17 protein-coding genes and 1 tRNA gene are annotated in these 15,921 nt (G+C 68.7%); 14 read left to right on the top strand and 4 right to left on the bottom strand.

What is annotated here, in order from left to right; genetic code table 11:
• Positions 1-14: 14 nt before the first annotated feature.
• Positions 15-860: an undecaprenyl-diphosphate phosphatase gene (locus tag JVH1_RS33325; protein WP_009473554.1), complete on the bottom strand. Its 846-nt coding sequence runs from the start codon at positions 858-860 to the stop codon at positions 15-17.
• A 234-nt stretch (positions 861-1,094) separates the two neighbouring features.
• Here JVH1_RS33325 and JVH1_RS33320 point away from each other — a divergent pair, with 234 nt between their 5' ends.
• From JVH1_RS33320 to JVH1_RS33300, 5 genes are all read left to right on the top strand, one after another.
• On the top strand, positions 1,095-2,024 hold the full coding sequence (locus JVH1_RS33320; RefSeq protein ID WP_009473556.1) for an aldo/keto reductase: 930 nt from the start codon (positions 1,095-1,097) through the stop codon (positions 2,022-2,024).
• Between the two features lie 96 nt (positions 2,025-2,120).
• Positions 2,121-2,807: a heme oxygenase (biliverdin-producing) gene (locus tag JVH1_RS33315; protein ID WP_009473557.1), complete on the top strand. Its 687-nt coding sequence runs from the start codon at positions 2,121-2,123 to the stop codon at positions 2,805-2,807.
• Positions 2,804-3,844, top strand: a complete 1,041-nt coding sequence (locus JVH1_RS33310) for a hemin ABC transporter substrate-binding protein (protein WP_043778018.1) — start codon at positions 2,804-2,806, stop codon at positions 3,842-3,844. The genes JVH1_RS33315 and JVH1_RS33310 overlap by 4 nt, the downstream gene beginning before the upstream one ends.
• Positions 3,841-4,914, top strand: a complete 1,074-nt coding sequence (locus JVH1_RS33305; RefSeq protein ID WP_009473559.1) for an iron ABC transporter permease — start codon at positions 3,841-3,843, stop codon at positions 4,912-4,914. The genes JVH1_RS33310 and JVH1_RS33305 overlap by 4 nt, the downstream gene beginning before the upstream one ends.
• The gene (locus JVH1_RS33300; protein ID WP_009473560.1) at positions 4,911-5,789 is read left to right on the top strand and encodes a heme ABC transporter ATP-binding protein; all 879 of its coding nucleotides are present in this window, start codon (positions 4,911-4,913) and stop codon (positions 5,787-5,789) included. The genes JVH1_RS33305 and JVH1_RS33300 overlap by 4 nt, the downstream gene beginning before the upstream one ends.
• Positions 5,790-5,799: 10 nt before the next feature.
• On the opposite strand, the gene JVH1_RS33295 is transcribed toward JVH1_RS33300, so the two are convergent.
• Positions 5,800-6,153 (bottom strand): hypothetical protein, encoded by a 354-nt coding sequence (locus JVH1_RS33295; protein ID WP_009473561.1) that lies wholly within the window; start codon positions 6,151-6,153, stop codon positions 5,800-5,802.
• A 184-nt stretch (positions 6,154-6,337) separates the two neighbouring features.
• Here JVH1_RS33295 and JVH1_RS33290 point away from each other — a divergent pair, with 184 nt between their 5' ends.
• The 3 genes from JVH1_RS33290 to JVH1_RS33280 are packed head-to-tail and all read left to right on the top strand — an operon-like array spanning position 6,338 to position 8,669.
• A complete protein-coding gene (locus JVH1_RS33290) occupies positions 6,338-7,348 on the top strand; it encodes a hypothetical protein (protein ID WP_009473562.1) in 1,011 nt (336 codons plus the stop codon).
• The gene (locus JVH1_RS33285) at positions 7,349-7,588 is read left to right on the top strand and encodes a DUF5703 family protein (RefSeq protein WP_009473563.1); all 240 of its coding nucleotides are present in this window, start codon (positions 7,349-7,351) and stop codon (positions 7,586-7,588) included. It begins immediately after the preceding gene.
• A 10-nt stretch (positions 7,589-7,598) separates the two neighbouring features.
• The gene (locus JVH1_RS33280; RefSeq protein ID WP_009473564.1) at positions 7,599-8,669 is read left to right on the top strand and encodes a quinone-dependent dihydroorotate dehydrogenase; all 1,071 of its coding nucleotides are present in this window, start codon (positions 7,599-7,601) and stop codon (positions 8,667-8,669) included.
• A 77-nt stretch (positions 8,670-8,746) separates the two neighbouring features.
• On the opposite strand, the gene JVH1_RS33275 is transcribed toward JVH1_RS33280, so the two are convergent.
• Together JVH1_RS33275 and JVH1_RS33270 are read right to left on the bottom strand one after the other, a co-directional pair.
• Positions 8,747-9,277: a YbhB/YbcL family Raf kinase inhibitor-like protein gene (locus JVH1_RS33275; RefSeq protein ID WP_009473565.1), complete on the bottom strand. Its 531-nt coding sequence runs from the start codon at positions 9,275-9,277 to the stop codon at positions 8,747-8,749.
• A gap of 34 nt (positions 9,278-9,311) precedes the next feature.
• Positions 9,312-10,664 (bottom strand): M20/M25/M40 family metallo-hydrolase, encoded by a 1,353-nt coding sequence (locus JVH1_RS33270; RefSeq protein WP_009473566.1) that lies wholly within the window; start codon positions 10,662-10,664, stop codon positions 9,312-9,314.
• 111 nt (positions 10,665-10,775) lie between these two features.
• Here JVH1_RS33270 and JVH1_RS33265 point away from each other — a divergent pair.
• From JVH1_RS33265 to JVH1_RS33240, 6 genes are all read left to right on the top strand, one after another.
• Positions 10,776-10,861, top strand: a tRNA-Leu gene (locus JVH1_RS33265).
• 72 nt (positions 10,862-10,933) lie between these two features.
• Positions 10,934-12,388: an SDR family oxidoreductase gene (locus tag JVH1_RS33260; protein ID WP_009473567.1), complete on the top strand. Its 1,455-nt coding sequence runs from the start codon at positions 10,934-10,936 to the stop codon at positions 12,386-12,388.
• A 104-nt stretch (positions 12,389-12,492) separates the two neighbouring features.
• Positions 12,493-12,909, top strand: coding sequence for a universal stress protein (locus tag JVH1_RS33255; RefSeq protein ID WP_009473568.1), 417 nt, complete (start codon positions 12,493-12,495; stop codon positions 12,907-12,909).
• Between the two features lie 77 nt (positions 12,910-12,986).
• The gene (locus JVH1_RS33250; protein WP_009473569.1) at positions 12,987-13,394 is read left to right on the top strand and encodes a DUF2784 domain-containing protein; all 408 of its coding nucleotides are present in this window, start codon (positions 12,987-12,989) and stop codon (positions 13,392-13,394) included.
• Positions 13,395-13,430: 36 nt separating this feature from the next.
• Positions 13,431-14,675, top strand: coding sequence for a trans-acting enoyl reductase family protein (locus tag JVH1_RS33245; RefSeq protein WP_009473570.1), 1,245 nt, complete (start codon positions 13,431-13,433; stop codon positions 14,673-14,675).
• A 262-nt stretch (positions 14,676-14,937) separates the two neighbouring features.
• The gene (locus tag JVH1_RS33240) at positions 14,938-15,903 is read left to right on the top strand and encodes a sulfite exporter TauE/SafE family protein (RefSeq protein ID WP_009473571.1); all 966 of its coding nucleotides are present in this window, start codon (positions 14,938-14,940) and stop codon (positions 15,901-15,903) included.
• The last annotated feature ends 18 nt before the right edge of the window (positions 15,904-15,921 follow it).

Genomic DNA, 15,921 nt, shown 5'->3' with positions numbered 1-15,921 from the left:
CCGGCCGCCCGATCTCAGGTGGCCGACACGACGCCGGTCGCGAGAAGCGACAGGACGACAACGCCGAGGATGATGCGGTAGCCGACGAACCAGTACATCGAGTGGTCGACGACGAACCGCAGCAGCCACGCGATCGACGCGTAGCCGATGGCGAACGCGATGACGGTGGCGACGAGGAGCTGCGGGCCGCTCGCGTTGAGGCCTTCACCGGCCGGTTCGAATGCGTCGGGCAGGCTGAACAGCCCGGACGCGACGACCGCGGGGATGGCGAGGAGGAACGAATAGCGCGCGGCGGCTTCGCGGGTGAGTCCGAGGAAGAGTCCGGCACTGATCGTGCCGCCCGACCGGGATACGCCCGGGATCAGGGCGAGCGCCTGCGCCGAACCCATGATGATGCCGTCCTTGGCGCGCAGGTCCTCGACGGGACGCACCTTCCGCCCGTAGTACTCGGCCGCCGCGATGACCAACGCGAACACGATCAGCATGGTGGCGATCAGCCACAGGTTGCGGGCGCCCGTACGGATCTGGTCCTTGAACAGGAAACCGAGGACACCCACCGGGATCGTGCCGATGATCACATACCAGCCCATCCGGTAATCGAGGTCACCGCGATGCTCGGGGTGGAACAGTCCCCGGAACCACCCGGCGATGATCCGTCCGATGTCGCGGGCGAAGTAGATGAGCACCGCGGCTTCGGTGCCGAGCTGGGTGACGGCGGTGAAGGACGCACCGGCGTCGTCACCGAAGAAGACCTCCGACACGATCCGGAGATGGCCGGACGAGGAGATCGGCAGGAACTCGGTCAATCCCTGGACCGTACCGAGGACAATCGCCTGGAGCCAGGACATCGCCTCGCCCATCACTCACCGGTCCCGAGGTCGAATGTGCCGCTCTGACGCCAATTTCCCATGTCGCGTTCGTAATTCACCGGCGCCACGGTACCGGGGAGGGCGACCTCCGGCAGAATCCGGCGTGGCAGGACCCCTGCCCCGCGATACCCCACTACTCTGCACCTGTGGTGACCGGTCCCGGGGGGCACCAGCATCTTCGGGGGCGACGCCGGGTTGCAGCTACGGTACGAGACGCAGGCGGTTATGGAACAGAGATCGGTCGGAGCAAGCGGGCTACGAGTGTCACGACTCGGCCTGGGCACGCTCACCTGGGGTCGGGACACCGACGGCGACGAGGCCGCGGCGCAGATCGCGGCGTTCGTCGATGCGGGCGGAACGCTCGTCGACACCTCGCCCGCGTACGGCGACGGTGTGGCGCAGCGGATCCTGGCGGAACTGCTCGACGACGTGGTGCCGCGAACGGAACTCGTCCTGAGCTCGAGTTCCGGGATCAACCCGTCGGGTCCCTCACGGATCGACTGCTCGCGACGGGGTCTCGTCGCCCAGCTCGACGCCACCCTGCGCGAACTCGGCACCGACTACCTGGACATGTGGCAGGTCGCCACCTGGGATCCGTTCACGCCGGTCGACGAGGTCGCCGCCACACTCGATTTCGCGGTGGCGAGCGGCCGGGTCCGGTACGTCGGGGCGCGGGGTTACCTCGGGTGGCAGCTGGCCACCGCGGCAGGGGCGTCCCGCGGCACCACGCTCGTCGCCACCCAGGTGGAGTACTCGCTGCTCGCCCGGGGAGTCGAGGAAGAACTCGTTCCGGCCGCGGCGCATCACGGTATCGGTGTGTTCGCTGCGGTGCCGCTCGCCCGCGGGGTCCTGACCGGCAAATACCGCAACGGCATCCCCGTCGATTCCCGCGGTGCCGACGACGCGCACGCGCAGGACGTCCAGAGTTACCTCGGCGACTCCTCCGTCCGGGTGGTCGACGCGGTCGTGACCGCGGCCGACGGGCTCGGCACGTCCCCGCTGGCCGTCGCGCTCGCGTGGGCGCGCGATCGTCCGGGTGTCGCGAGCGCGGTCGTCGGGGCGAGGGACATCGCACAGCTGACCGGAGTGCTCGTCGCGGAGGAGCTGGAGTTGCCCGCCGCGATCGCAGCGGCGCTCGACGACGTCAGCGCCTAGCGTGTAGGAGCAGGCAGACGTGCACCTGCAGTTCACGTGCAGGGCAGGCTAACCTGGTGCCCACCGGCCGACGCCCGTAGATCTGCAGGAGAGTCCATGACCACGCTGAACGAGGCCGACGCGGCCGATCGCCGAATCGTCGGCTTCGCCGAGCGCATCAAGGCCGGGACGGACGCCGCTCACCGGGAGACGGAGCAGTCCCGCTTCGTCGGGGCCCTACTCGCCGGTGAACTCACCTCGGACGGCTACGCCGAACTGCTCGCGCAGACGTACCTCGTCTACCGCGAACTCGAGGACGCCGGACGCACCCACACCGGCAACCCCGTCGCGTCGCCTTTTCTCCACGACGAACTGCTGCGGGTTCCGTCACTGGAAGCGGATCTCGAGTTCCTGCGCGGGCCGTCGTGGCGCGAGACGGTGTCCGCGCTGCCCGCCACCACCCGCTACGTGGAGCGGCTCCGCGAGGTGGCGTACGAGTGGCCCGCCGGTTTCGTTGCGCACCACTACATCCGGTACTTGGGAGATCTGTCCGGTGGGCAGATCATCCGGCGCATGCTCGAACGCGCCTACGGGTACACCACCGACGGCCTGCAGTTCTACATCTTCGACGAGATCCCGAAACCGAAGGTGTTCAAGGACACCTACCGCGCGAAACTCGACGCCGCGCCCCTGACTCCGGAGGACCAGCAGCGGGTGATCGACGAGGTCAACCTCGCCTACCGGCTCAACGGCGACCTGTTCGCCGCCCTCGAAGCGGACATCGACCGGTACCTCGCACGATGAGATCGGTGCTCCGGACCCGCACGGACAGGTCGCTGTTCGCCGTTCTCGTCCTGCTTCTCGTGTCCGCGGTAGCGGTGACGGCGTGCACATCCGGCGCCGGTGACAGCGCAGGCGGCACCGGCGGTGCGCGCACGGCGGTCCTCGACGACCTGAATCCCGAACCCCTCGAGTCCCCCGCCACACCCGTGCTGCCCGTCACGGTCCGCAGTTTCGACGGGGTGGACGTGACGATCACGGACGCGAGCCGGATCGTGACCGCGGACCGCTACGGAACGCTCACCGAGACGGTCTTCGCACTCGGACTCGGCGACAACGTGGTGGGCCGGGACATCGCCTCCGAGTTCCCGGCCGCGCAGGACGTCCCGGTGGTGACACCGGGCGGGCAGTCCCTCAACGCCGAGGCCATCCTCGACCTGGCGCCGACGGTGATCCTCACCGACACCAGCATCGGACCGCAGGCCGTGCAGGATCAGCTGCGGGCAGCCGGTATTCCGGTCGTCTTCTTCGATCCGACGCGGACCCTGGAGGGCGTGCCCGATCAGATCACGGCGGTGGCGAATGCGCTCGGCGTGCCCGAGCAGGGTCGCGAACTCGCGGCCCGCACCGAGAGTGAGATCGCGGCCGCCCGGAGTCGCGCGCCCCAGGGCGACGATCCCCTGAAGATCGCGTTCCTCTATCTGCGCGGCACCGCGATCACCATGATCGGCGGCCCCGGGTCCGGCGCCGACTCGCTGATCGACGCACTCGGCGCAGTCGACGCCGGCACCGCATCGGGCATCACGCAGCAGTTCGCGCCGATCACCAGCGAGGCTCTGATCGCCGCCGCTCCCGACGCCCTCCTGATGATGACGGGCGGGCTCGAATCGATCGGCGGCATCGAAGGACTCGAGAAGATCCCCGGGGTGGCGCAGACTCCGGCGGGCAAGAACCAGCGCGTCGTCGACATGCAGGACGGGGTGCTGCTCAGCTTCGGCCCCAACACGGGCCGTGTACTCGGCGCGCTGGCCGACGCCGTCTACCCGACCGACAATCCATGACCGTCGAAGACCTCCACGCTCCGGGTAAGCCCTCCTCACGCACTCGAACCGGTGCCGTCCTCGGCGGTCTGCTGATCGCCCTTGCTGTCGCCGCCGTCCTGTCGGCCTGCATCGGACAGGTGCCGACCGGACCCGGAGAGGTTCTCGGCAGCATCCTGCACCGCGTCGGATTGGATCTCGGGCCGATGCCTGCGCATCCCAGCGGTGAGGTGACGCTGTGGGAGGTTCGGTTCCCGCGCGTGGTCCTCGCCATCCTGGTCGGGGCGGCGCTCGGATGCGCGGGAGCGCTGCTGCAGGGTGTGTTCGCCAACCCGCTCGCCGAACCCGGCGTCATCGGGGTGTCGGCAGGAGCCGCGGTCGGCGCCAGCGCCGCCATCGTGGTCGGCGGCGCGTTCGCGGCCGGGTGGACGGTGGCCGCGGCCGCCTTCGTCGCCGGACTGATCACCACCGTCGCCGTGTACGTCCTCGCCCGGCACGAGGGCCGCACCGAGGTGGTCACCCTCGTCCTCACCGGTGTGGCGGTCAACGCGTTCGCCGGCGGCCTCATCGCCTTCTTCACGTTCGTCGCGTCCCCCGCGGCGCGCGATCAGATTGTGTTCTGGCAACTGGGCAGCCTCAACGGGGCCACCTGGAACGCGGTCGCGGTGGTGGCGCCGATGACCGTCGCCGGGATCGCCGCCACGATGATGATCGCCGGGAAACTCGACCTGCTGTCTCTCGGCGAGAGCGCGGCCCGGCACCTCGGCCTCGACGTCGAGCGGCTACGTCAGATCGCCGTGCTGATCGTCGCCCTGCTCGTCTCGTCCAGCGTGGCCTTCACCGGCATCATCCTGTTCGTGGGCTTGGTGGTCCCGCACCTGATGCGCATCGCCGTCGGGCCGGGCCACCGGGCCCTGATCCCGGCGAGCGCGCTGTGCGGTTCGCTCGTGCTGCTCCTCGCCGACCTGGGCGCCCGGTCGCTCGTGGCGAACGCGGACCTCCCGCTCGGCATGCTGACGGCCCTGGTCGGCGGGCCGTTCTTCTTCTGGTTGCTGCGCCGCACCCGGGCCAGTCAGGGCGGGTGGGCATGAGTCCGGCATTCCACCCGCTCCGCACCCGGGTCGGCGAGGCCATCGAGCAGAGCCTGTTCCGACGGACCGACCCGGTGCCTCCGCCGCGCCCGTCGGGGGCGGTGACGCTGCGGGCGGACGGCATCGCGGTCGCCCGCGGGGGCAGGCCCGTGCTCGACGACGTGTCCGTGGACGTGCGGATCGGCGAGGTCCTCGTTCTCGTCGGCCCCAACGGGGCGGGCAAGTCGACGCTCCTCGCGGCGCTGTCGGGCGATCAGGACGTGCACACGGGAACCGTGCACCTCGACGACCGGGACCTCGGCGAGTGGACGGCGCTCGAGATGGCCCAGCGCCGGGCGGTCCTTCCCCAGCAGAACACGGTCGGATTCTCGTTCACCGCACGTCAGGTGATCACGATGGGCCGCTCACCGTGGGCACGCACCCCCCGCTCCGACGACGACGCCGTCGCGATCGCCGAGGCCATGCGGATCTGCGACGTCGTGGCGTTCGCCGACCGGCCGTTCACCGCGCTGTCGGGTGGCGAACGTGCCCGGGTGGCTCTGGCGCGGGTGCTGGCGCAGCGCACCGAGACGATCCTGCTCGACGAGCCCACCGCCGCCCTCGACCTCGGGCACCAGGAGACCGTGATGCGTCTCGCCCGCTCCCGCGCGGAGCAGGGCACCGCGGTGGTGGTCGTCCTCCACGACCTCGCGCTCGCCGCCGCGTACGCGGACCGGATCGTGGTCCTCGAGCAGGGACGTGTCGCCGCGGACGGCCCTCCCGCCGACGTCTTGTCCGAGGAATTGCTGACCCGGGTGTACGGGCACCCCGTCGAGGTCATCGAGCACCCGGTGACCGGTGCGACCCTCGTCCTCCCCCGCCGCGATCAGCGCTAGACCGCGGGGGTCACAACCCGTCGATGACGGCCCCGAGACGGCTGAGTACCGCACGGACGGTGATCCCGTCCTCCGGTCCTGCCACGTGGGAATCGGGATCGGACACGGCATCTCTCACGACGGCGACGATGCTGCGTTCATCGGTCAGGTCGATCTCCCGGACCGAGCGTCGCGCAGACGCCACGATGTCGTCCGGAGCCGGGACCTCGGTTTCCACGTCGGCGCGGTAGACCTCGACGTGCATCGTGCTTTTGCGCACCCGGAATGCGTAGGAGTTACCTTCTGCGGTCCGGCCGAAGCCGTGTGCGTGCGGTCCTACCGTGACGTCTTCGACGGTGAACGTCGGTGTTTCGGGTATTTCCACGGTCTTCTCCTCGATGACCTGGGCCGGCGATCGGGAGACCGCCGGGCGCGGGGTCGATGTTTCTCACGGTATCGCCTCGGCACCCGCTCGGCACCGACCGCATTCGTGGGCGTTTCGCCGATCAGGGATGCTTGTTGGCAGTTGTACAGGTGTAGGTCGATGAGAGAACCCCGAGGAGCAGCACATGGGTAGACCGGGAGCGCGCTTCGTCGCCTCGTGTATCGGAGTGGCATTTCTACTGGTCACGGGCTGTTCTTCGAACTCTGACGAGGATCAGGCGATCACCATTGCGCCCGCGAGTGCCGCGCAGTCGCCGGCCCAGAACACCACGCCTGCCGGTGTCGTCCACCCTGTCGGTCTGCCGATCGAGTCCACCACCTTCGACCCCGAGACCCGCACGACCGTCGTACTGGGAGGCGAAGGCAACCAGATCCTGCTGTTCCCGGCCGGCGATTTCGCGGCGGCTGCGCGGGTGATTCCGTTGGACGCCACCGTCGCGCAGGTCTCCCTCGCCCCCGGTGGTGTGGCGCTGCTCGCCATGAACACCCAGGTAGGACGCCTGGACCTGCGCACCGGCGAGGTGACGTTCGTCCCCGCCGACGGCGACGTCCGGTCGGTGGCCCAACTGCCCGACGGACGGCTGGCCATGGGCCTGGGCAATGGCGAGATTCACATCGTGAACACCGAGACGAACGAGTCACAGGTGATCGGCGGTCTCACGTCCGTCGACGGACTTGCCGTCGTCGGCGACTCGCTCACCGCTCTCGACCGAGGGCAGACGTCCGTCACCGCCATCGACGTCCCCGGTGCCGCGCTCGGAGTCGCGCTGCGCGCCGGTGAAGGCGCGACTCAGCTCACGACCGATCACTACGGACGAATCCTCGTCACCGACACCACCGGCGACGAACTGCTCGCCTACACCACCGACACACTGATGCTCCGCCAGCGGTTCCCCGCCGGGCTCGCGCCGTACGCCGTCGCCTACGACGACACCGCCGACCGCGCGTGGGTCACGCTGACCGAGACCAACGAAGTGGTCGGATTCGACCTGTCGAGTGGTGTCGGCGTGGAAACGGCGCGGTATCCCACCGTCCGGCAGCCGAACTCTGTCACTGTGGATACCGTGAACGGTGACCTCCTGATCGGTTCCGCGACGGGAGACGGCCTACAGCAGATCCCGACGAGGAGTTCGTAGATGGCATCGCATTCACGTCGACTCCCCTCCGGGTGGGAGATCGAATCCGAGGACTACGAGTACGTGCCGCTTCGGCTGCCACCCGACGTCACCCGCATCAGCGCTTCGATGAGGTTGGCCATCCAGGCGGAATTCGGTGGCTGGGAGCTGTCCCGGGTCCGCCTGTACTCCGACGGAAGCCGCCGTGTGCTGCTCAAACGAAGGAAGACCGCTCACCATGTCCCCGACCCCGCAATTTAGGGAGACCTCCTTGTACCACCTGCTGTTACGGGTGATGTTCCGCCTTCCTCCGGAGCGGATCCATCACCTGGCCTTCGCTGCGATGCGCCTGGTCACGCGGTTCTCGCCACTGCGTCAGCTCGTCGGCAAGGTCCTCGTCGTGGACGATCCGGTACTGCGGAACACCGTGTTCGGACTCGACTTCCCGGCGCCGCTCGGGCTCGCCGCCGGGTTCGACAAGGATGCGACCGGCGTCGACGCGTGGGGCCCCCTCGGCTTCGGGTTCGCCGAGGTGGGCACCGTCACCGCCCAGGCGCAGCCCGGCAACCCGGCGCCCCGCCTGTTCCGGCTGCCCGCGGACCGCGCCCTGATCAACCGGATGGGTTTCAACAATCACGGCGCAGGCAATGCCGCCAATCATCTCCGTCAGCGCCGGGCCGGTGTCCCGATCGGCGCGAACATCGGCAAGACCAAGATCGTCGACGCCGCGGACGCGCCGGCCGACTACACGGCGAGCGCGCAACTGCTCGGCCCGCTGGCCGATTTCATGGTGGTCAACGTCAGCTCCCCGAACACCCCGGGACTGCGGGACCTGCAGGCCGTCGAATCTCTCCGGCCTCTCCTGCGTGCCGTTCTCGACTGCGTGACCGTCCCGGTTCTCGTGAAGATCGCACCCGACCTGTCCGACGACGACGTCGACGCGGTCGCGGATCTCGCGCTCGAACTCGGCCTGGCGGGCATTGTCGCGACCAACACGACGATCCGCCGAGACGGGCTGAACACCCCGGACGCCGAGGTGTCGGCGATCGGCGCGGGCGGGTTGTCGGGACCTCCGGTCGCCGAACGATCCCTCGAGGTCCTCCGCCGCCTGCACGCGCGGGTGGGTGATCGCCTGGTGCTGATCTCCGTCGGCGGCATCGAGACCGTCGACCAGGCATGGGAACGGATCCTGGCCGGGGCGTCCCTCGTGCAGGGTTACACCGGATTCATCTACGGCGGGCCGTTCTGGGCGCGCCGCATCCACAAGGGGCTGGCCCGGAAGGTGCGCGAGGCCGGCTACTCCTCCGTCGCCGATGCGGTCGGCGCCGGCGCCGTTCGCTGACACGGACCGCACACAGACCGGTGGCCGGCGAATCCAGAGGATTCGCCGGCCACCCGTGTCTTTCCGGAGTTGCCGAGCTACTGCTCGTATGTCCCCTGGATCGTCGCGCGAGCGATCGCATGCGAGAACAGGTTGAAACCCAGGAATGCCGGTGTCGAATCGGCCGTGACCCCGTCGAGGGTCTCCACGTCGAGCGCGTGGACCGCGAAGATGTAGCGGTGCGGACCGTGCCCTTCCGGCGGGGCCGCGCCGAGGAAGCGACGCAATCCGGCGTCGTTCTTCAGCGTGATCGCACCGCTCGGGAGCCCGGTTCCGTCGTCGTCGCCTGCACCGCTCACCAGCGTGGTCGTGTCGGCCGGAATGTTGGCAACAGCCCAGTGCCAGAATCCGGACGCCGTCGGCGCGTCGGGGTCGTACACCGTCACCGCGAAGCTCTTGGTCTCGGCGGGGAACCCCGACCACGACAGCTGCGGTGAGTTGTCGTAGCCGCCGGCGCCGAAGATCCCGCTGACCTGTTCCTTGTTCAGCGGCTGCCCGTCGGTGACGTCGGTGGAGGTCAGCTCGAAACTCGGCAGGTCGGGAAGTGCCTCGTACGGGTCGTGTGACATGCGGTTCCTCTCTTGTCGCGTATCGGTTCTCGGATCAGCTGTGGAGCAGAAAATGTTCCAGCACGCGTGTACCGAACAGTAGTGCGTCGACCGGTACCCGTTCGTCGACACCGTGGAACAACGCGCTGAAATCCAGGTCGGCGGGCAGCTGCAGCGGAGCGAACCCGAAGCACCGGATGCCGAGCTTCGCGAACGCCTTGGCGTCGGTTCCACCCGACAGCATGTAGGGCACGGTCCGGGCACCGGGATCGTGCGCGAGGATCGCGTCGTTCATGGCGTCGACCAGATGCCCGTCGAAGGTCGTCTCGTAGGAATCGAGCTTCGTGATCCATTCACGCTGGACGTCCGGTCCGATGAGCTCGTCGACAGTCGCCTCGAACTCGGCCTGCCTGCCGGGCAGGATCCGGCAGTCGACGACGGCCTCCGCGGTCTGCGGGATGACGTTGGCCTTGTAGCCGGCCGAGAGCATGGTCGGGTTCGCGGTGTCGCGGAGGGTGGCGCCGATGATGTTGGCGATGGTGCCGAGTTTCGCGAGGGTGCCGTCGAGGTCGGGCGACTTCGGGTCGAAGTCGAGTCCGGTCTCCTCACCCGCCGCTTCGAGGAATTCGGCCACCGAATCGGAGATGACCAACGGGAAGGTGTGCGCACCCAGCCGGGCGACCGCCTGCGCCAGGATGGTGACGGCGTTGTCGGTGTGCAGGAACGAACCGTGCCCGGCCCGGCCCTTTGCCGTCAGCCGCATCCATCCGAGACCCTTCTCAGCGGTCTCGACGAGATAGAGCCTGCGGTCGGTGCCGTCCGGTCGCGGAACGGTCAGGGAGAAACCGCCGACCTCACCGACCGCTTCCGTCACACCCTCGAACAGATCGGGACGATTCTCGACGAGCCACTGGCAGCCGTACTTGCCACCGGCCTCCTCGTCGGCGACGAAGGCGAACACGAGGTCGCGGGGAGGAACGATTCCCTCGGCCTTGAACTGGCGGGCCACCGCCAGGATCATCCCGACCATGTCCTTCATGTCGACGGCGCCGCGCCCCCACACGTATCCGTCCTCGACGGCTCCGGAGAACGGGTGGACGCGCCAGTCGGCCGGCTCGGCGGGAACGACGTCGAGGTGGCCGTGCAGCATGAGGGCGCCACGGTCGGGGTTCGAGCCCTTCAGCCGCGCGAACACGTTGCCGCGGCCCGGCGCACCCGACTCCACGTACTCGGTCTCGTAACCCACTTCCTGCAGCTGGGCCGCCACCCACTCCGCACACTCGCGTTCGCCCTTCGTCGTGGCGAGCTCTCCGGTGTTGGACGTGTCGAAGCGGATCAATGAACTGACGAGATCCACGACTTCGGCTTCGGCGCGACCCTGGCCTGCGGTTTCCTGTGTAGTTGGCACTCCACTTTCCTACCACCGCAGCAGCGGAAACGCTCAGGTGAGAGGGGCGATTTGGGCCGTGGCGGTTCATCGGTTAATCTTTTGCAGCACCCAGGAAATGGGGGCAGGCAAGTCCGAGTGGCGGAATGGCAGACGCGCTAGCTTGAGGTGCTAGTGTCCTATTAACGGACGTGGGGGTTCAAGTCCCCCCTCGGACACTCTGAGTTGAGACAGACGAAAAGGCCCCGGTTCATCGAACCGGGGCCTTCTTCGTGAGAGGGCGAAGTTCGATGGGTGAAACAGCGACGACGATCGATCCGGCGGATCTCGAAATCTGCCTGAAGGTTCTCGATCAGGCGGCGGAACTCGACGACGCGGATCCCGATGCCGTCACGGTCCAGCGCGCCGTCGGTCACCTCTTCAAGAAGTTGAAGAAGCGCAGGCGGATCGCGGCCCGCGACGCCGTCTCCGAGGCCGACCGTCAGGTCGTCGCCGCGACCGCCACCGGTTCACCCGATCGGATCGACGACGAGACCGCGGGCATCCCCCTCACGTCGAACGCCGACGGCGCATCCGCGGGCACCCTGATCCGGCCCCGCCCGTGCTACATCTGCAAGCAGCGGTACACCCGGGTCGACGCCTTCTACCACCAGCTGTGCCCCGACTGCGCGGCGAAGAGCCGTGCCAAGCGGGACGCGCGCGCCGACCTCACCGGACGCCGGGCGCTGCTGACCGGCGGTCGCGCCAAGATCGGCATGTACATCGCGCTGCGGTTGCTCCGCGACGGAGCCCACACGACGATCACGACACGCTTCCCCAACGACGCCATCCGCCGGTTCAAGGCGATGGAGGACAGCAGCGAGTGGATCCACCGGCTGCGCGTCGTCGGTATCGATCTGCGCGACCCGGCGCAGGTCGTCGCGCTGGCCGACTCCGTAGCCGCGCAGGGCCCGCTGGACATCCTGATCAACAACGCCGCACAGACGGTGCGACGTTCCCCCGGCGCCTACAGCGCGCTCGCCGATGCCGAGTCCGGCGCCCTTCCCTCCGGCGACCTGCCCGACGTCCTGACGTTCGGCAAGACGAGCGACGCCCACCCGGCGGCACTCGCCGGTTCGCTGTCCGACGTGTCCGCGATGGCGGGCGCCGCACTGTCCCCCGACGCGGTGAGCTCACTCGCACTGGTCGCGAAGTCGGCATCCCCCGATCGCATCGACCAGGGTCTGGCGATCGACGCCGGCGGACTCCTGCCCGACCTCGCGCACACGAACAGCTGGGTCCAGACGGTCGAGGAAGTCGACCCGATCGAGCTGCTCGAGGTGCAGTTGTGCAACTCGGTCGCCCCCTTCATCCTCGTGTCCCGACTGCGGCCCGCGATGGCGGCCGCAGGCGCCCGACGCAAGTACGTGGTGAACGTCTCCGCGATGGAGGGCCAGTTCAGCCGCGCCTACAAGGGTCCGGGGCACCCGCACACCAATATGGCGAAGGCCGCGCTGAACATGCTCACCCGCACCAGCGCCAAGGAGATGCTCGACGACGGCATCCTCATGACCGCGGTGGACACCGGATGGATCACCGACGAGCGGCCGCATTACACCAAGATGCGCCTGGCCGACGAGGGTTTCCACGCCCCCCTCGACCTCGTCGACGGCGCCGCCCGCGTCTACGACCCCATCGTCCAGGGCGAGCAGGGCGTCGATCTCCACGGCTGCTTCCTGAAGGACTACGAACCCTCACCCTGGTGATCGAGCACCGCTCGGGTCCGCCTACGAGAGCATCGACACAGCCGGAGCACTCTCCGGCACGGGGATAATAGGGTCGTACCGATACCTGCAAATGGAGGCGCTTCATGGCGATAGCCGTTGTCCACCGAGACAGCCCGGAAGGCCGGGCGGCCATCGTCCACGCCGCCCGCGAGGCTGTGCAACGACGGGAACAGCTGCTCGTCCTCCACGTCCTCGACGACGACCCCGGGCAGGACGCCGAGTCCGACCGGTCCGCCTTGCGCGCCGAGATCCAGGCGACGCTCGAGGGCGGCGGGGTCGGCGAGTCGTCGTGGGAACTGCGCACCAACGAACACGACGGCGATCAGGTGAGCGCACTGTGCGCGCTGGTCGACAGCAGCGGTGCGGATCTGCTCGTCGTGGGTACCCGGCGGATGTCCCCGATCGGCAAGTTCCTCCTGGAACGGTGGCTGCAGCGCCTCCTGCTCGAGGTCGACATTCCGATTCTGGTGGTCAAGGAAGACGTGCGCGGCACCGCCTGAGCCCGTTACCCGGCGGATCCGGCCGGGCGACGCCTACGATGGCGTAGGGGGGAACTTCGGATGTCAGGGGTGCATCGATGGGGAGCGTCTTCTACGAGGTCGTCGCCGACGCCACTGCCGTCGCGCACCTGATCTTCATCCTCTACGTCGTGTGCGGCGGGTTTCTCGCCTGGCACTGGCCGCGCACCATCGCCCTCCACCTCGCTGCGGTGGCCTGGGGATTCACCGGTCTCCTCGTCGGCATCGACTGTCCGCTGACGCATGTGGAGAGCTGGGCCCGGGTCCGCGCCGGGCAGGACCCACTCCCCTCGTCCGGGTTCATCTCCCACTACCTCACCGGGGTCGTCTACCCGGAATCCGCCGCGGGAGCGATCCAAACTCTCGTCGCGCTCGGCGTCGTCACCTCGTGGGTCGGCTACGTCGTCCTGCGACTCCGCACCCGGGTGCCCCTCGCACCCACCCATCCGGGCGGTACCGGAGCCTGAGCGCGTCCTTACCCTACCGCCGAGTAGGGTCGTGCCATGACAGACAGCGCACGTGAATTGGACCTCGTCGTGTACGGGGCCACCGGCTTCGTCGGCAAGCTTCTGGCCGACTATCTCGCACAGCACGCACCAGAAGGCGTGCGGATCGCGCTCGCGGGGCGCACAGCCGCCAAGCTCGAAGCGGTGCGGTCCTCGCTCGGACCTCGCGCGGCCGAGTGGCCCGTCATCGTCGCGAACTCCGACGACGCCGCGTCACTCGCAGCGTTGGCGGCACGCACCCGCGTGGTCGCGACGACGGTCGGGCCCTACGCCAAGTACGGTCACGCCCTCGCCTCGGCCTGCGCCGAGGCGGGCACCGACTACGTCGACCTCACCGGGGAGGTGTTGTTCGTCCGCGAGAGCATCGACGCCAACCACGAACGGGCCCGCGAGACCGGCGCCCGCATCGTCCATTCCTGTGGATTCGACTCCATTCCGTCCGATCTCGGGGTGCACGTCCTGCACGAGAAGGTCCGGGAGGACGGCGCCGGCGAACTCACCGACACCACGCTGGTGGTCACGTCCGTGCGGGGCGGCGTCAGCGGCGGCACGATCGATTCGCTGCGCACGCAGGTGGACGTATCGAAGAAGGATCCGGCGCTACGCCGTCTCGCGGCTTCGCCGTACTCCATGAGCCCCGACCGCTCGAAGGAACCGGACCTCGGCAAGCAATCCGACATGAGCGTGGTCAAGGGCGAGGACATCGCGCCCGGTCTGAAGGGGTGGAAGGCACCCTTCTTCATGGGCCCCTACAACACGCGCGTCGTGCGCCGCAGCAACGCGCTCCGCGACTGGGCCTACGGCCGGAAGTTCAAATACCGGGAGGTCATGAATGTCGGGAGCTCCCCGATCACACCGGTGATCGCGGGTGCGGTGGCCGCGGGCCTCGGCGGGATGATCGTCGGAATGGCCCTCCCGCCCACCCGGTACGTCCTCGACCGCGTTCTGCCCTCACCGGGCGACGGTCCCAGCGAGGAGGCGCAACGCAAGGGCCACTTCACCATGGACGTGTACACGACCACCAGCACGGGCGCGCGCTATACGTCGCGGGTGAAGGCGGAGGGCGACCCCGGATACAGCGCCACCGCGGTGATGCTCGGCGAGTCCGCGTTGAGCCTCGTCCTCGGCGGGGATGCACTGCCGGACGCCACCGGTGTCCTCACCCCCGCGACGGCACTGGGCGACGTCCTGGTGACACGGCTGCGCGACGCGGGCTTCGAGATCTCTGCACGCAAACTGTGAGCGGTTGGGCGCGTGTGAAGATGACACGCGCCCACCCCTCCCGCTAGTGTCGACCCTTGTGCGCGGACAGCCGCGCACGCGACGAGAGACACGGGAGTCCGAGTGAACGGCACGAGCGCGCAGGCAGGCCCCGCGGCCTCGCTCGCCCTCATGCCCTTCTGGCCCTCCCGCCGAGGCCATGCCTTCGACCAGGGATGTTGCTGACCAGCCTGCTCGCTGGTCTTTGCTGCCCTGACGGTTCGCTCTCTCGGTCGGAGTCTCGATGTTCAAGCTCTTGATTTTCACGCTGGTCGGCGTGGGTGCCCAGCTGGTCGACGGCGCTCTCGGCATGGCCTTCGGCGTGACTGCAACCACCCTGCTCGTGTTCAGCGGCGTCGGACCGGCACACGCCAGCGCAGCAGTGCATTTCGCCGAGGTCGGCACCACGCTCGCCTCCGGCGCGTCGCACTGGCGGTTCCGCAACATCGACTGGTCCCTCGTCCTGCGCCTCGGCGTCCCCGGCGCCGTCGGCGCGTTCCTCGGTGCGACGGTGCTGTCCCAGTTGTCGACGGCCGCCGCCGTTCCCGTGACGTCGACGATCCTGCTGGCGATCGGTATCTACGTCCTCCTCCGCTTCTCCATCCGTCCTCCCGCCGTCAACGACGCCCGGACGTCGCCGCACACGGCGAAGTTCCTGTCACCGCTCGGACTGTTCGGTGGATTCATCGACGCGAGCGGCGGCGGCGGCTGGGGGCCGATCACCACCAGCACGCTGCTCTCGCGCGGCAAGACCGCACCGCGCACCGTCATCGGTTCGGTCAGCGCGTCGGAGTTCCTGGTGTCCGCCGCGGCCAGCATCGGTTTCATCTTCGGTCTCGGCAGCGACTTCTTCGACAACATCCCCATCATCGCGGGGCTGGCCCTCGGCGGCATCATTGCCGCCCCGCTCGCGGCGTGGCTCGTCAGCCGGGTGCCCGCGACCCTTCTGGGTACCGGTGTCGGCGGCATCATCATCATCACCAACGCGCAGAAGCTGTTCAAGACGTTCGAGGTGACCGGCGTCGCCGCGACCCTGGGGTACCTCGCTCTCGTTGCGGTGTGGGCCGGACTGCTGGTCGTCGCCTGGCGCCGCTCGCGTCTCAGCGCGGCAGAGGCCGCGGGCGATCTGCACCGGATCGACTCCGAGAACGACACGCCGATCGAGTCGGAAGCCCCGTCGCTGGAGCCGTCCACCGGCGAGAAGGCCTGACCTCACCTCCCACCCTCC

The sequence above is a fragment of the Rhodococcus sp. JVH1 genome (assembly GCF_000280725.2).
In the GTDB taxonomy this organism is placed as follows: Bacteria; Actinomycetota; Actinomycetes; order Mycobacteriales; family Mycobacteriaceae; genus Rhodococcus_F; species Rhodococcus_F jostii_A.
Note: the sequence above shows the minus strand (reverse complement) of the source record. Positions and strands in the feature narration are given on the sequence as shown.

Coding starts and splice junctions, on each gene's coding strand:
- JVH1_RS33325 (WP_009473554.1), bottom strand. CDS start 860: ATGGGCGAGGCGATGTCCTGGCTCCAGGCGATTGTCCTCGGTACGGTC.
- JVH1_RS33320 (WP_009473556.1), top strand. CDS start 1,095: ATGGAACAGAGATCGGTCGGAGCAAGCGGGCTACGAGTGTCACGACTC.
- JVH1_RS33315 (WP_009473557.1), top strand. CDS start 2,121: ATGACCACGCTGAACGAGGCCGACGCGGCCGATCGCCGAATCGTCGGC.
- JVH1_RS33310 (WP_043778018.1), top strand. CDS start 2,804: ATGAGATCGGTGCTCCGGACCCGCACGGACAGGTCGCTGTTCGCCGTT.
- JVH1_RS33305 (WP_009473559.1), top strand. CDS start 3,841: ATGACCGTCGAAGACCTCCACGCTCCGGGTAAGCCCTCCTCACGCACT.
- JVH1_RS33300 (WP_009473560.1), top strand. CDS start 4,911: ATGAGTCCGGCATTCCACCCGCTCCGCACCCGGGTCGGCGAGGCCATC.
- JVH1_RS33290 (WP_009473562.1), top strand. CDS start 6,338: ATGGGTAGACCGGGAGCGCGCTTCGTCGCCTCGTGTATCGGAGTGGCA.
- JVH1_RS33285 (WP_009473563.1), top strand. CDS start 7,349: ATGGCATCGCATTCACGTCGACTCCCCTCCGGGTGGGAGATCGAATCC.
- JVH1_RS33275 (WP_009473565.1), bottom strand. CDS start 9,277: ATGTCACACGACCCGTACGAGGCACTTCCCGACCTGCCGAGTTTCGAG.
- JVH1_RS33260 (WP_009473567.1), top strand. CDS start 10,934: ATGGGTGAAACAGCGACGACGATCGATCCGGCGGATCTCGAAATCTGC.
- JVH1_RS33255 (WP_009473568.1), top strand. CDS start 12,493: ATGGCGATAGCCGTTGTCCACCGAGACAGCCCGGAAGGCCGGGCGGCC.
- JVH1_RS33250 (WP_009473569.1), top strand. CDS start 12,987: ATGGGGAGCGTCTTCTACGAGGTCGTCGCCGACGCCACTGCCGTCGCG.
- JVH1_RS33245 (WP_009473570.1), top strand. CDS start 13,431: ATGACAGACAGCGCACGTGAATTGGACCTCGTCGTGTACGGGGCCACC.
- JVH1_RS33240 (WP_009473571.1), top strand. CDS start 14,938: ATGTTCAAGCTCTTGATTTTCACGCTGGTCGGCGTGGGTGCCCAGCTG.